We start from the raw sequence: 14,480 nt of genomic DNA on the forward strand, positions 1-14,480 counted from the left end.
GCGGTCACCTACTAATGCGGAATGGCAACCTGGCAGGGTTCCTGGCTGAGCGGGCTTCGGAAGCGGGATGGTGCGACCGGCCCGCCTACCATGCGCCGGAGATCGTCACACACGGCCAAATCCATGACGGCGCCGCGCGGCTTGCGCAGGTGCTGCGACAACGCGGCCTCGGCGCCGGGGATCGCGTCCTGCTGTGCCTTCCGGATTCACCGGAGCTGGTGCAGCTCTTGCTGGCGTGCCTGGCTCGAGGCGTCATGGCGTTTCTGGCGAATCCGGAGTTGCATCGCGACGATCATGCGTTTCTGGAGCGCGACACCGAGCCGGCGCTGGTCGTCACCTCCGGCCCGTTGTGCGGCCGGTTTCGCCCGTCGGGTGTGGTCGATGCCGCCGAGCTGTTGTCGGCGGCGGCGCGGGCCCAGCCCGCGGAATACGAGCGGCTCGAGGGCGATGCCGACGCATATGCGACCTACACCTCCGGTACCACCGGGCCGCCGAAAGCGGCCATCCATCGGCACGCCGACCCGTTGACATTTGTTGACGCCATGTGTCACCAGGCGCTGCGGCTCACGGCCGACGACACGGGGCTGAGCACCGCACGCATGTATTTCGCCTATGGCCTGGGTAATTCGGTCTGGTTCCCCCTTGCGACCGGCGGTTCCGCGGTCATCAATCCATTGCCGGTGGGTGCGGAAATGGCCGCCACGCTGTGCGAGAGATTCGAGCCGTCCGTGCTCTATGGCGTGCCGAATTTCTTTGCCAGGGTTGTCGACACCTGTTCTTCGGAGTCTTTTCGGACGCTCCGGTGCCTGGTGTCAGCGGGCGAGGCCCTCGACAGGGGACTCGCCGAGCGGCTGGTCGAATTTTTCGGCGGTATCCCCATTCTTGACGGAATCGGATCCACGGAGGTGGGCCAGACCTTCGTCTCGAATACCGTCGACGAATGGCGTCCGGGAACTATGGGAAAGGCTCTTCCGCCCTACGAGATTCGTGTTCTGGGACCGGATGGCGCACCCGCAGAACCCGGGGTGGACGGAAATCTATGGGTCCGCGGACCATCGATCGCGACCGGCTACTGGAACTGTCCCGAACCGATCCTGGAGGATGACGGGTGGCTCGACACCCGCGACACGGTCTGGATCGACGCCGAGGGTTGGGTTTCGTACCGTTGCCGCGCGGATGACACGGAAATCGTCGGAGCCGTCAACGTCAATCCGCGGGAAGTCGAACGACTCGTGGTCGAGCACGACGCGGTGGCTGAGGTCGCCGTTGTCGGAGTGAAGGAGTCCACCGGCGCCTCGGCACTGCAGGCATTTCTGGTGCCGGCAGGCCACGCGGTCATCGACGAATCGGTGATGCGAGACATCCACCGGGGGTTGCTGACCAGACTGTCCGCATTCAAGGTCCCGCACAGACTCGCCGTCGTGGAACGGCTTCCCCGGACCGCCAACGGAAAGTTGTTGCGGAGCGCGCTTCGTGCCAAGAGCCCAGCGAAACCGATCTGGGAACTCTCGTCGGCCCAGCCCCGGCCTGACACCGACCCACGGCTCGACGACCACTCGGCTGCCGGGCGGACCGCCGGCGAGGTGACGCTGAAGGAACGGCTGAGCGCGTTGCAGCAGGAGCGTCACCGGTTGGTGGTGGAGGCGGTGTCTGCCGAGGCCGCCAAGATGCTGGGTGAGCCGGATCCGCAGTCGCTCAATCGGGATGTCGCGTTCTCCGAGCTAGGGTTTGACTCCCAGATGACGGTCGTACTTTGTCATCGGCTGGCCGCGGCTACCGGCCTGCGGCTCCCGGAAACGGTCGGGTGGGACTACGGCTCGATATCGGGATTGGCCCAATATTTGGAGGCCGAACTGTCCGGTGGGGGCCGGGCGGCCATGCCCCTGTCGGCGAATATCGACGCGAAGGGGCGAGTCGACGAGGAATTGACAAGAATCGATGAGCTGGTACTGACGATCGGGGACGGCGACAAGCAGCGCGTGGCCGACCGTTTGCGTGCCATCCTCGGCACCATCACCGACGCCGGTGATCGGTTGGGCAAACGGATCCAGGACGCCTCGACTCCGGACGAAATTTTCCAGCTGATCGATGCGGAGTTGGGCGAATCATGAAGAGGAGCAAGTGGCGATGACGACGAGCATGGAAGGCGCCGACCAGCAGAGCGAAAAGCTCTTCCGCTATCTGAAAAAGGTTGCTGTCGAGCTCGATGAGGCACGCGCGCGGCTGCGGGATTACGAACAGCGCGCCACCGAACCGGTGGCGGTGGTGGGTATCGGGTGTCGCTTTCCGGGCGGGGTCGATTCCGCGGAGAAGTTGTGGGAGGTGGTCGCCGAGGGTCGGGATCTGGTGTCGGAGTTTCCGACGGATCGCGGCTGGGATGTGGAGGGGTTGTTCGATCCGGACCCCGATGCCGAGGGCAAGACCTATACGCGCTGGGGCGCGTTCCTAGACGATGCCGCGGGTTTTGACGCCGGGTTTTTCGGGATCGCCCCCGGTGAGGTGTTGGCGATGGATCCCCAGCAGCGATTGATGCTGGAGGTTTCGTGGGAGGCGTTGGAGCACGCGGGAATTGACCCGCTGTCGTTGCGGGGGTCGGCGACCGGGGTGTTCACCGGGATCTTCGCGCCGAGTTATGGCAGCAAGGAAACCGGGGGGCTGCAAGGGTACGGGTTGACCGGCACGGCGGTCAGCGTGGCCTCGGGTCGAGTTTCCTACGTGTTGGGGCTGGAAGGCCCGGCGGTGTCGGTGGACACGGCATGCTCGTCGTCGCTGGTGGCCATCCACTGGGCGATGGCGTCGTTGCGCTCGGGGGAGTGCGACTTGGCGTTGGCCGGCGGGGTGACGGTGATGGGGTTGCCGTCGATCTTCGTCGGATTCAGCCGGCAGCGGGGACTGGCGGCCGACGGTCGCTGCAAGGCGTTCGCCGCGGCGGCCGATGGGACGGGCTGGGGTGAGGGCGCCGGCGTGGTGGTCCTCGAGCGGCTCTCGGATGCGCTGCGGTTGGGGCACTCGGTGCTGGCGGTGGTGCGCGGTAGCGCCATCAATCAGGACGGCGCGTCCAATGGCTTGACCGCGCCCAACGGGCTGGCCCAACAGCGGGTCATTCGGGCGGCGTTGGGCAGCGCCGGGTTGACCGCGGCAGACGTGGACGTGGTGGAGGCCCACGGGACGGCCACCACGTTGGGTGACCCGATCGAAGCGAATGCCTTGTTGGCCACGTACGGCCAAGCCCGTCCTGCGGAGCGGCCGTTGTGGGTGGGTTCGATCAAGTCGAACATGGGTCATACCCAGGCCGCGGCGGGCGTGGCCGGGGTCATCAAGATGGTGCAGGCGATGCGGCATGGCCTGATGCCGGCGACGCTGCACGTGGATGCGCCTTCGCCGCGGGTGGATTGGGAAAGCGGCGCGGTGTCGGTGTTGACCGAGGCCCGGGACTGGCCCGTCGACGGGCGTCCGCGCCGGGCCGGAGTGTCCTCGTTCGGGATCAGCGGCACCAACGCCCACGTGATCCTGGAGCAGGCTCCCGCGCCGGCCCCCGTCGCGACGGACCACACCACCGGGGACGGACACCGGTTGTCGGTGCTGCCGTGGGTGGTGTCGGCCAGATCGGCTGAGGCGTTGACAGCGCAGGCGGGCCGGTTGGCGGCCCATGTGCAGGCCAACCCGGGATTGGATCCGCTCGACGTGGGCTGCGCGCTTGCCGGCCGGTCGGTGTTCGAGCATCGAGCCGTGGTGGTCGGCGCCGACCGGCAGGCGTTGATCGCGGGGCTGACCAGCGTGGCCGATGGTGACCCGGGCGCCGGCGTCGCGGTGGGTCAAGCGGGTCCGCCGGGCAAGACGGCGGTGGTGTTTCCCGGGCAGGGCTCTCAGCGCCTCGGGATGGGCCGCGAGTTGTACGAGCGGCTGCCGGTATTCGCCGAAGCCTTCGACGAAGTGGCCGATGAGTTGGATCAGCATCTGAGATTGCCGCTGCGCGAAGTTGTCTGGGGTAGCGATGCGGCGTTGCTGGATACCACCGAGTTTGCTCAGCCGGCGCTGTTCGCGGTCGAGGTGGCGTTGTTCGCGGTGTTGCGGCGCTGGGGTGTGCAGCCCGATTTCGTGATGGGCCACTCGGTGGGGGAGCTGTCGGCGGCGTACGTCGCCGGGGTGTTGACCCTGGCGGACGCGGCCATGTTGGTGGTGGCGCGGGGGCGGTTGATGCAGGCGCTGCCGGCGGGCGGGGCGATGGTGGCGGTGGCCGCTTCAGAAAATGAGGTGACGCCGCTGCTGGGCGAGGGGGTGGGCATCGCCGCGATCAACGCGCCCGGATCGGTGACCATCTCCGGCGCCGAGGCCGCCGTGAGCCCGATCGCGGATCGCTTCGCCGAGCAGGGTCGGCGGGTGCACCGGTTGGCGGTGTCGCATGCTTTTCATTCGCCGCTGATGGAGCCGATGCTCGACGAGTTCACCCGGATTGCGGCCCGGTTCGAGCCGCGGCCGCCGCAAATCGGCCTGGTGTCGAACGTCACGGGCGAATTAGCCGGCGCCACAGGTGATTTCGGGTCAGCGTCGTATTGGGTCGACCATGTCCGGCGGCCGGTGCGTTTCGCCGACAGCGCGCGCCATGCACAGCAGCTCGGCGCGACGCACTTCATCGAGGTCGGTCCCGGCAGTGGTTTGACGAGCTCCATCGAGCAGTCGTTGGCCCCGGCTGAGGCGGTCGTGGTGTCGATGCTCGGTAAAGACCGTCCCGAATTGGCCGCTGCGCTGGGTGCGGCCGGTCAGTTGTTCACCACTGGTGTGCCGGTGGATTGGCCGGCAGTGTTCGCCGGCTCGGGTGGACGGCGCGTCGACTTGCCCACGTATGCCTTTCAGCGGCGGCGGTTTTGGGAGACGCCGGGCGGCGACGGGCCCGCCGACGCGGTCGGTCTGGGTCTGGGCCCGACCGAACATGCGTTGCTGGGTGCGGTGGTCGAGCGGCCCGACTCCGACGGAGTGGTATTGACGGGCCGGTTGTCGTTGGCCGATCAACCGTGGCTGGCCGATCACGTCGTCGGCGGGGTGGTGCTGTTCCCCGGGGCGGGTTTTGTGGAGTTGGTCATCCGCGCCGCCGACGAGGTCGGCTGTGCGGTCATCGACGAGCTGATCCTGGCCGCGCCGCTGGTGATGCACCCGGGCGCCGGGGTCAGGGTGCAGGTGGTGGTCGGCGCCGCCGATGATGCGGGAACCCGTGCGGTGTCGGTGTATTCCCGCGGCGACCACTGCGACGGGGAATGGTTGCTGCATGCCATGGGCACCGTCGGGGAGAGCCCCGCGCAGGCCTCGGCGGACTTGTCGGTGTGGCCGCCGGAGGGTGCCGAGCCTGTCGATATTTCCGACGGCTACGACCGGTTGGCCGCCCGCGGTTATGCCTACGGCAAGGCATTTCAGGGGCTGGTGGCGGTCTGGCGGCGCGAGTCGGAGCTGTTCGCCGAGGTGGTTGCTCCCGCGCAGCACGGGGTGGCGGTCGAGGGTATGGGGATGCACCCGGCCGTGCTGGACGCGGTGCTGCATGCCCTGGGACTGGCTATCGAGACCACCGAGACGATGCTGCCGTTCTGCTGGCGCGGGGTGTCGCTGCACGCCGGTGGCGCCGGGCGGGTTCGGGCCCGTCTCGCCTCGGCGGGTGCCGACGCCATCTCGGTCGAGATCGCCGATGCCGAGGGGCTGCCGGTGCTGACGGTCGGCGCCCTGGTGACTCGGGCGACGACGGCCGAGCAGTTGCGCGCTGCCGTGAGCGCGGCCGGCCGCGGGCCGGACCAGGGGCCGCTGGAAGTGGTTTGGTCACCAATGCCGGTGAACCACAACAGTATTGACGACCCTGACCGACCCGAGGTGCTGTCGGCGCTGTCGTGGGAGGACTATTGCGCCGCTGCTGCGGGTACGTCGGCGAGCGTCAACGGCAATGGCGCCGGAGCCGGCGATGCCGCCGTGGTGGTGTGGGAGTGCGGTTCTGCCGGTGCGGACGCGGTGGGCTCGACATATGCGGCTACCCACGCCGCGTTGCAGGTGTTGCAGTCCTGGCTGGGCACCGACCGGGCCGGCACCTTGGTGGTGCTGACCCGCGGCGCCGTGGGATTGCCCGGTGAAGATGTCGGCGATCTGGCTGCCGCGGCGGTGTGGGGTCTGGTTCGCTCGGCACAGGCCGAGCAACCCGGCCGGATCGTCCTGGTCGACACCGACGCACCGGTGGATCAGGGAGTGGATGCGGTGGCGCTGGCCGCCGTCGGCGAACCCCAACTGGTGGTGCGTGGCGGCGTGGTGCACAACGCCCGGCTGGCTCCGGCGCCGCCACTGCTGGCGCTGCCCGCCGAAGAGGCGTGGCGGTTGGCCGCCGGTGGCGGCGGCACTCTGGAGGATCTGGTGATTCAGCCTTGCCCGGAGGCCCGGGCGCCGCTGCAGGCCGGGCAGGTGCGGGTGGCTGTGGCAGCCGTCGGGGTCAATTTCCGCGATGTGGTGGCCGCGCTGGGGATGTATCCCGGCCAGGCGCCACCGCTGGGTGCCGAAGGCGCCGGAGTGGTGATCGAGACCGGCCCGGACGTGACCGGTGTGGCCGTCGGCGACGCGGTGATGGGCTTCCTGGGTGGAGCCGGTCCGCTGGCGGTGGTGGACCAGCAACTGGTTGTCCGGGCGCCCCGCGGCTGGTCGTTCGCGGAGGCTGCGGCGGTGCCGGGGGGGTTCTTGACGGCTTTGTTCGGGTTGTCGGACTTGGCCGAGATCAAGGGGGGCGAATCGGTGCTCATCCACGCCGGCACCGGCGGCGTGGGCATGGCGGCGGTGCAGCTGGCTCGCCACTGGGGAGTGGAAGTTTTCGTCACCGCCAGCCGCGGCAAATGGGACACGTTGCGCGCCATGGGGTTCGACGACGACCATATCGGCGATTCCCGCACGCTCGAGTTCGAGGAGAAGTTCTTGGCGGTCACCGAAGGCCGCGGGGTCGATGTGGTGCTGGACTCGCTGGCCGGCGAGTTCGTGGACGCTTCGCTGCGTTTGCTGGTCCGCGGCGGGCGGTTCCTCGAGATGGGCAAGACCGATATCCGCGATCCGCAGAAGATCGCCGCCAACTATCCGGGCGTGCGGTATCGGGCGTTTGACCTCTCGGAGGCCGGTCCGGTGCGCATGCAGGCGATGCTTCGCGAAGTGAAGGAGCTGTTCGACACCGAGGTGCTGCATCGGCTGCCGGTCACCAGCTGGGATGTGCGCTGCGCGCCGGCGGCATTCCGGTTCATGAGCCAGGCCCGCCATATCGGCAAGGTGGTGTTGACCATGCCCTCGGCGTTGGCCGACGGGCTCACCGACGGCACCGTGCTGATCACCGGTGCCACCGGGATGGTCGGTGCGGTCCTGGCCCGCCACGTGGTCCGCGCGTACGGGGTGCGTCATGTGGTGCTGGCCAGTCGGCGCGGCGATCGCGCCGAGGGGGCTGCCGAGCTGGCCGCCGAGTTGGCGGACGCGGGTGCCCGGGTTCAGGTGGTGGCCTGCGACGTGGCCGATCGGGACGCGGTCGCAGGCTTGTTCACGCAGCTTGCGGCGGAGTGGCCGCCGGTGCGCGGGGTGATTCACGCCGCAGGTGTGGTCGACGATGCGGTGATCAGCTCGCTGACGCCGGATCGGATCGACACGGTGTTGCGGGCCAAGGTGGACGCCGCCTGGAACCTGCACGAGGCCACCCGAGGTCTGGATCTGTCGATGTTTGTGCTGTGCTCCTCGATCGCGGCAACGGTGGGCTCTCCGGGGCAGGGCAACTACTCGGCGGCGAACGCGTTCCTGGACGGGCTGGCCGCTCACCGGCAGGCCGCGGGCCTGGCGGGAACATCGCTGGCGTGGGGGTTGTGGGAGCAAACCAGTGCCATCACCGCTCATTTGAGCGAGCGTGATCTGGCCCGGATGAGTCGTAGCGGGCTGGTCGCCATGAGCCCGGAGCAGGCGCTGGAGTTGTTTGACACCGCGCTGACGATCGATCACCCCGTCATGGTCGCGACCCGCCTGGACCGCGCCGCACTCAACGCCCGGGCCCAGGCCGGCGGCTTGCCGGCATTGTTCAGCGGGCTCGCCCGCCGCCCCCGGCGACGCCAAATCGACGACACCGCAGATGCCACCCAATCGAAGTCGGCGCTTGCCCAACGCCTCCACGGGCTGGCCCCCGACGAGCAACACGGCCTGCTGGTCGCGATAGTGCGGGCGCAGGCCGCGGCGGTGCTGGGTCGTCCCGCTCCCGAGGACATCGACCCCGACAGCGGGTTCCAAGACCTGGGCTTCGACTCGCTGACCGCCGTCGAGCTACGCAACCGTCTCAAGAACGCCACCGGGCTGACCCTGCCGCCCACCGTGATCTTGGACCACCCCACCCCGACGGCCGTCGCCGACTACATCGCCCGGCAAATCCATCCCGAGTCCAATGGTGACCAGTCACCGCATGCCGAACGCGACGAAGAGGACGAGGAGAAGGTCTCGGTCCATGCGTAGCACGGTCCGGCCGGCACCGGCAGGGTCGCGGCATCGGCCCGTCAGCACCCGGGTGCCGACGGCCCGTCGTACCGTTCGGATGCCGGGTTCGCGACGGGCGCCCGGGCGTTACCGCGCCGGACTAGTGTGGACGCAACGAACCTATAGTCGGCTGGGTTGATCAGCCACACGCGGCGGATCACGGGGGCCGGAGAGGGCCGGGACAGGGCCGGGACAAGGCACTGAACCGGTGAACGTCGTCGCTGCCTTGCTGAGCTGTGGTGGCTTGACTGGTCTGTGTGTTGGGTCGATGCCGCACGCGTCGCGTGCGGTTCGGGCGAAACATCATCGAGAGGATGAGCAATGAACGATCGGAAACCGCCGGTGACTTTCGCCCTCGTGGTGGCGGTGGCCGCCGGGCTGATGCTGTGGCTATCCGGCTGCGCTGCCGACAAACCCGAATCCGAGGCGCACAGTTCGGTCAGCACGACGAGCGACCCCGCGCTGGTGACCGAGGTCAAGCAGTCGCTCGAGGCGACAAAGGCCTTGACGAGCGTGCACCTGGCGATTCGAACGTCCGGGAAAGTCGACAGCTTGCTCGGTATCACCAGCGCCGACGTCGATGTCCGGGCCAATCCGCTCGCCGCGAAGGGGGTGTGCACCTATCAGGGCCAGCCGGACGTCCCGTTCCGCACCAAGGACGACAACATCTCGGTGAAGCTGTTCGATGACTGGACCAACCTGGGCTCGGTCTCCGAGTTGGCAGCCTCACGGGTGGTTGATCCCAGCAACGGGGTGGCGAAGGTGCTCGCGGGTATCACCAATCTGCAGTCGCAAGGCTCGGAGGTGATCGACGGAATTCCCACCACCAAGATCAGCGGAACCGTGCCGACGGACACCGTCAAGATGTTGGATCCTGCAGCCAGGCAGCCTAGGCCCGCGACCGTGTGGATCGCCTCGGACGGGTCGCACCGCCTCGTGCGGGCAAACATCGACATCGGGTCCGGGGCGGTCGAGCTGACCCTGTCGAAATGGAACGAACCCCTCAACGTCGACTAGTAAGTCGACTAGCAACGCCGGGAGCCAACACGTTTCAGCTGTCCGCTGTGGGCTCGACGGCCGGCGGCTGCTCGGCCGGCCGCTGAGTGCGGCCCCTGGTGATCACGGCCGGGATGCCCACGCGCACGGCCACGGTCAGCACGCCCAGCCCGATCAGCACAACGGTACCGAGCTGGGTGAGAGCGTCGGGGGAAGCGGCCGACACCAACAGTAGGCCGCCGGCGAAAACGGCACCAAGGCCGGTGAGCGGGGCGACGGCGCTCCGAAGCGTCACGGTCCCCACACGATCGGTGGCGAGAAAAGTGGCGGCGAGACGCGGGACGCCGAACGCGGCGAGGATAGCGAACGACACCAGCGGAACCGCGGCCTGCAGCTCGCGATCCAGCAAGTGTTGCCACAGCGCCACCGAAATCCCCAGCGCGGCAAGGTAGGACGCGGCCACCACCAGGCCGGCCGCCAGTCCGCTGACCGCGCCGCGCCACAGGCCGATCAAGGCCGCCACCGCGAGCATCGTCACGGCCAGTAGCACGGCATCATGGGTGAGGGCGCCGCGGACGGCTGCGGCTACTTGCGCGGCCCCGGCGACCGTGATCTGGCTGTCGACAAGGCTTCCGTACTTCATTGCCGCGCCCGCGGCAAGTTGGAGCGACTGCACCCGCGCCGCCGCGCCGAGGTCCAGACCGTTCCCGTCGGAATAGACGAACAGCCGGGTCGCGGTGCCGTCGGCCGAGAACATCGATTGGCGCACGTGTTGATACGACGGATCCGCCAGTTCCTTGCGGGTGAGGTGGAAACCGCCCTCTCCGGTGTCGGCGAAATCGACGCTGATGTTCTTCAGGAACGCCGACACCTGCACGAGTTGCGGCAGGATCTCTTGGATACTTGATTCGAGCTTTGGCACGAAGGAGCGCAGCTGGCTCAGCGTCGACCGCATTTCCCCCACCACGTGCGGTGTCGAGGCGAAGGCGCCCATTGTTTGGTTCGACACCGCGGCCATGCGGTCGGCGCCGTTGGTCAGCGCGGCCACATCGGCGACCACCAGGTCCAGGGGTCCCACGATCTGCCGCGCGACCGAGCACAGGTGCTCGTCGGGACAATACGTACCGCCGGTGATCAAGTCCCGGAACGGGTTCAGGTATTGCGAAACTTCGGCAGCTCTGCCCCGGAGGTTCTGCGTGACAGAGATGACGCGGTTGATGTTCTGCTGTATCTGATTCGCCCCGGCGAGACCGATTCTCACGCTGCTGTCCAGCTCGTCGACGGCGGCGCTGACCTGATCGATCGTGGCTCCCAGAGACTTGATGGCATTCAGCTGCGGCATGAACGACCCGGCCCCCCGGTTCAACTGATCGGAGAGCTTGCCCGCGGCGGAGGTAAGCGAGGCGTCGGCCCACGGGACACCGGCCGGCCATGCCGCCGACTCCACCTTGCGCACCCCGGGAATCTCCATCAGTCGGTGGCTGAGTTGATCGATGGCGATGAGCCCTGCCGGCTGGCGAAGATCCGCGGCGGAGTTGACCACCACCACGTCGGGCAGGGGATTTCCGGGCAGCAGTCGCGCGGCGCTGGTCCCGGGTGGGTTTGCCCGGGATTCGTCGATACCGCAGCGCATTCCGATGACGGGTAGCGCGCAGATCGCCAGCACCACGACAGCCACGGCAATGGGGTTGGAGAAGCCGGGCTTTGGCAACCGGCCAGCCCAGCCGAGGCCGCCGGTCTGCGGCCCTGACAGCCCGCGAGGCATGGCGAAGCCGAGCAAGATAGGCAGAAGTGTCAACGAAACCGCAAGTGCCACCGCAACATCCGGTGCGGCGCTGCCGACGCTGTGCAGCGCGGGTGTTTGCGCAAGCAGCAGCGGGCCGGTGACCAGCGCGACGCACGCTCCGGGCAGCGCCAACCGGGGCAGCAAAGCGCGGTATGCGTGCCGGTCCGTCACCGCAACACTGCCGTCGGGCCCGAGCCGGGCAGCAAGCAGGGTGGCTGCGGTCATTGTGGCGATCGTCAAGACAAAGGCGAGGGTCCCGGAAAACACCGTCAGCGCCGTGCTGCTTCGCGGCACCATCGCGGCGAGCGGCCACCCCACTGTCAATGAGAGTCCGGTGGCCAGCAGCACCATCGCGACCGAACGCGGGGACTGCCGCGATCGGAGCAGGAGCAGCACGGCGAGCACCGCCGCGGCGACCGCGACCGCCGCACCCTGCCACACCTGCATGCGCAGCGGGATGTGGTTGATGGCATCCGCGCCCACCATGCGGGCGCGAAGCCCCGGACTCGGCGGTAGCTTACGCACCACCGCTCGGGCCGCATCGAACGATTCGCGCGCCTTGTCGCTACCGGCCTCGCCCACCAGCCACACCATCGCGACGCCGGAGCGCCCGTCGGGACTGGTTCCCAGCGGCGCGGTGAGGGGGTCAGACCACCAGTCGAGGACCGATCCGACGTGGGCGGTGTCGGCGCGCAGTGCGCTCACCGCGGCGTCATAGTAATGCTGGTCGGCCGGCCCGAGCTGGTCGCGGCCGTCCACCACCAGGTAGGCGATGGCGTTGGTGCCGCTGCCCGGGAACCACTGCCCGATCCGGCTGTTGGCTGCCGCCGTCGTGGCGTCCGGGGCCAGCAGCGCCGAGGCGGTATCGCCGGGTTTCGCGTGTGTCAGCGCAAGAACCACGTTGGCGATCACCGCTGCGGCAATCCAAGCGGCGACAACAAGTAGGCGGGCGACCCGAGATCGCCGATGGCTCTCGTCGCCGGGCACGCTCGCGATCGTACTGACGTCGGTGTCCGGGCACGACGTTTTCACACGGATGTACCAATTCTGGGGATGACGGCCGGCCTTGTTAAACGTCTAAGCGAGCGAATTGATCTTGGCGGTATTGCTCGACGCATGCTGCTCGCCTGACCTTGCCGCTGGTGGTAATCGGGATCGAGCCCGGCGCAACCAACACCAGGTCCGCGACGCTAAGGCCGTGCGAAGCCGATAAAGCCGTGGTGACTTCACGCTTAATGGCGCCCAGCCGCTCCATCGCATCGGGATCCGAGTCGCCGCGTTTTTTCAGTTCGATGATGGCGACCAGCTTTTCGGTGCTGCGATCACTGGGGACTGCTATTGCCGCGCAGCGGCCCCGGGTGATCTCTTGGATCGTCGCCTCGATGTCGTCGGGAGAGTGATTGCGCCCGTAAACGATCAGCAGGTCTTTGATCCGGCCGATGATGAAGAATTCGGCGTCCCTGACGAAACCCGAGTCTCCGGTTCGCAGCCAAGGACCTTCGGGTGTTCCCGCCAAGGGGTTCACAATCTTTGCGCCGAAAGTGCGTGCATTCTCTTCCGGCTTTTGCCAATAGCCGGTAGCGACGTTGTCGCCATGCACCCAAATCTCACCGACCGTTCCTTCCGGGCATTCGGTGCTAGTCTCCGGATCCACGATTCGCACGATGGGTGATTGCGGCAAAATATAGCTGACTAGCGCTGTGCCGTCTCCGTTATTGCAGGGCTTTGCTTCGCCGTCGGTCAATTTTTCGGTTTCGAAATCGACAAATTTCGGCGGATGGTTAGGCCTGCTGGTGGCCACGAAGACAGTTGCTTCTGCCAGGCCGTACGAGGGACGGATCACCTTTTCTTGCAGATTGAAGCGCGCAAATCGGTCGGCGAAGCGCTTGATCGTCGCCGGGTGCACCCGCTCGCTGCCACTGAGGATGGTGAGTACTTCGCCGAGGTCATGCCCGGCCATTTCCTCGTCAGATACCCTTTTTGTCGCCAGTTCGAAGGCGAAATTCGGCGCTGCGGAGAATGTGTGCGGAGTGCTGGCCAGCATGTGTAACCACCGTGCCGGACGTGCCAGGAACGCGACTGGGCTGGTCAACAGTGAGGGATATCCCCCCAAAATTGCCGCACAAACTCCCAGAACCAAACCCATGTCGTGATAAAACGGCAGCCACGAAACCAGGGTCGAACCTGGCGGGGGGATCCCGTCAGTGTCGGCAAAGTAGCCGGCCATCAGCTGTTCGAAATTAGTCCGCAGGTTCTGATGTGTCATCACGACGCCCGCCGGGGTACGGGTCGACCCGGAGGTATATTGCAGATACGCAATCGAGGGGTGGTTATCGTCGCCGGCACTGGATCCACTCGCAGAATCCAGGTCCAGTAAATCAACTTCGATGATCGAGGGCGCGGACTTACCGGGCTGCGCGGTAACGTGCTGGCTGACATCGTCGATAACCGAAGATGTCGTGAGAATGGCACCCGGCGACGCGTCCTGCAGTACCGCATCAACGCGTTCATTGGTGGCGCCGCCCTGAGGGACCGCAAGCGGAATCGCGATAACTCCGGCCTGTAACGCGCCGAGAAAAGCGGTGATGTAATCGAGTCCCTGGGGGGCCAATATCATCGCGCGCTCACCGGCCGGAACGCAATGACTCAGCTCGCGTGCAACGTTCAACGTTCGCCGGTACAACTGTGACCACGTCAGGCTTTCGGGGACACCGGCCCAGTCCTTTTCGTAATCGATGTAGGTAAACGCTGGGTCATTGGGCTGTAGCCGGGCGCACGCGCGGAGCGCAGCCGGCAGGGAACGCACACTCATGAGCTATCACGTTACCGTCCGGCCGTCATGACGGCTGTGAGACGGCATCCGCAGGGTTAGGACCCAGCGGGCTGCAGGGTCACAACCGCCGATTCAGCGGGGCCCGGCGCCGATGAAGCAGGCGCAGCGAGGCGATGTCGACACGCTGGTCGCGCCATGCGGACCTGCCGGGCTCGGCACTGTGGCCGCCGGGGAACCCATCGCAGCGTTTGGCACGTCATGGCGTCATCTCGTCATGGCGTCATCTCGACGTTATGGACGTCAGGTTGCTGCCGAGGCGAACCAGGCTGCACAGGGGGACCACCCTCGTCACGAGCGTCGGTCGGCGGTCGGTGATTTTCATTTGCGCTGCTCAGGCAGCTAACCGCAGCGGAAACCGGA

Annotated in this window: 5 protein-coding genes; 3 read left to right on the plus strand and 2 right to left on the minus strand. The window is 67.2% G+C overall.

Annotation, left to right across the window (positions count from 1 at the left end):
- Positions 1–14 precede the first annotated feature (14 nt).
- The 3 genes from B4U45_RS23885 (at position 15) to B4U45_RS23895 (ending at position 9,522) form a co-directional block, all read left to right on the plus strand.
- Complete coding sequence (locus B4U45_RS23885; protein WP_075545343.1) at positions 15–2,111, plus strand: p-hydroxybenzoic acid--AMP ligase FadD22; 2,097 nt, start codon at positions 15–17, stop codon at positions 2,109–2,111.
- A gap of 16 nt (positions 2,112–2,127) precedes the next feature.
- Positions 2,128–8,484, plus strand: a complete 6,357-nt coding sequence (locus B4U45_RS23890; RefSeq protein ID WP_219859523.1) for a type I polyketide synthase — start codon at positions 2,128–2,130, stop codon at positions 8,482–8,484.
- A 342-nt stretch (positions 8,485–8,826) separates the two neighbouring features.
- Positions 8,827–9,522, plus strand: a complete 696-nt coding sequence (locus tag B4U45_RS23895) for an LppX_LprAFG lipoprotein (RefSeq protein ID WP_075545342.1) — start codon at positions 8,827–8,829, stop codon at positions 9,520–9,522.
- A gap of 34 nt (positions 9,523–9,556) precedes the next feature.
- On the opposite strand, the gene B4U45_RS23900 is transcribed toward B4U45_RS23895, so the two are convergent.
- Positions 9,557–12,274, minus strand: coding sequence for an MMPL family transporter (locus B4U45_RS23900; RefSeq protein WP_116671199.1), 2,718 nt, complete (start codon positions 12,272–12,274; stop codon positions 9,557–9,559).
- Between the two features lie 82 nt (positions 12,275–12,356).
- Positions 12,357–14,099: a fatty-acid--AMP ligase FAAL28/FadD28 gene (gene fadD28, locus B4U45_RS23905; protein WP_075545340.1), complete on the minus strand. Its 1,743-nt coding sequence runs from the start codon at positions 14,097–14,099 to the stop codon at positions 12,357–12,359.
- Positions 14,100–14,480: the final 381 nt, after the last annotated feature.

The organism is Mycobacterium persicum (genome assembly GCF_002086915.1).
GTDB classification, from domain to species: domain Bacteria; phylum Actinomycetota; class Actinomycetes; order Mycobacteriales; family Mycobacteriaceae; genus Mycobacterium; species Mycobacterium persicum.

Bases quoted from the DNA above. Each gene is read 5' to 3' on its own strand.
- B4U45_RS23885 (WP_075545343.1), top strand. From the start codon at position 15: ATGCGGAATGGCAACCTGGCAGGGTTCCTGGCTGAGCGGGCTTCGGAA.
- fadD28 (WP_075545340.1), bottom strand. From the start codon at position 14,099: ATGAGTGTGCGTTCCCTGCCGGCTGCGCTCCGCGCGTGCGCCCGGCTA.
- B4U45_RS23895 (WP_075545342.1), top strand. From the start codon at position 8,827: ATGAACGATCGGAAACCGCCGGTGACTTTCGCCCTCGTGGTGGCGGTG.
- B4U45_RS23890 (WP_219859523.1), top strand. From the start codon at position 2,128: ATGACGACGAGCATGGAAGGCGCCGACCAGCAGAGCGAAAAGCTCTTC.